This window comes from Campylobacter sp. BCW_4341 (assembly GCF_001764255.1).
Classification (GTDB): domain Bacteria; phylum Campylobacterota; class Campylobacteria; order Campylobacterales; family Campylobacteraceae; genus Campylobacter_D; species Campylobacter_D jejuni.
Genome location: NZ_MKAH01000052.1, coordinates 144,536 through 145,607 on the forward strand (window position 1 = coordinate 144,536; position 1,072 = coordinate 145,607).

Consider the following 1,072-nt stretch of genomic DNA (forward strand, 5'->3'; position numbering starts at 1 on the left):
TTTTTCAAGCATTAAAGGAAGTTCTTTTCTAAATAAGGCTTTATCAGGTATACCACAACCATGGTCTAAATTTTTAATAAATTTTCCATCAATTTTATTTTCATCTATCAAATTTAAGCTTACATCATATCCTAAAATTTTTAATATTTGCATGGTTTGTTCTTTAAAATTTGCTGGAGTTAAAGGATCTTCTTTACTATGATAACTCACATAAATAATATTTTTATTTTTTTGACTTTGTAAAATCAAATGATCTTTATTTAACAATGTTCTAATAAAATAATTTTCATTATTAAAAAAATAAGGTGAATTTTCTTTACGTGTCCAATGGGTTTTTAGAAAACATTCTATTAGAGTATTTGGATCATCAAATACATAATCACAACCACTATCCATTTCTCTTCCTAAAATATAAATCAAAGGTGGCAAAGCCGAACCTGAATTATCAATCACGCCATCCACATACCAAGGAGCTATTTTTGCTATGAGTAAAGATAAGTATCCTCCATAAGACCCCCCCATAAATTTTTGGTAAATCTGCAAATTTTGGAAAGCGTTTAGCTAAATCTTTTAAGGCATTAATATGATCAATAGCTGCCATAATGCCAAAATTTTGATAATCTCCATTAGGTGGGATAAAAGTTGAAGTAAAATTTAGTTTAAAGTTATGATCGAGTTTATTTTGCATTTTTAAATTTTCTACATGTTTCACTAAAGAATTCGCTAAAAAAAGCGCATTATCATTATTTATTTCACCATAAGAAAAATGAAACTGATTTAATAAATTTTTAATATTTTCAATATCTTCCTCTTGAAAATATTTGTATGCACTATATTTCTCAACATCTGAACGCCTTTGGCAAAAACAATGATAAAAAACATTTATTGTCACTACATCAAAATTTTTAGCAATATAATTTCTATAAGAATCTAAAAAATATATATTTGCATTAGCTCCATAACCTCCTATGACAAAAACTATAGCTTTGAGATCTTTTTCATCATCATAACTGATGCGATATTCAAGCTTACTGGTTCTTTTAATGCCTAGTTCTACATCATCACAAGAATC

General features: G+C 27.0%; 1 pseudogene. It reads right to left on the bottom strand.

The window, feature by feature from the left end:
* Positions 1 to 1,072, bottom strand: a pseudogene (locus AJN70_RS09965) (DUF2920 family protein); the annotation flags it as partial.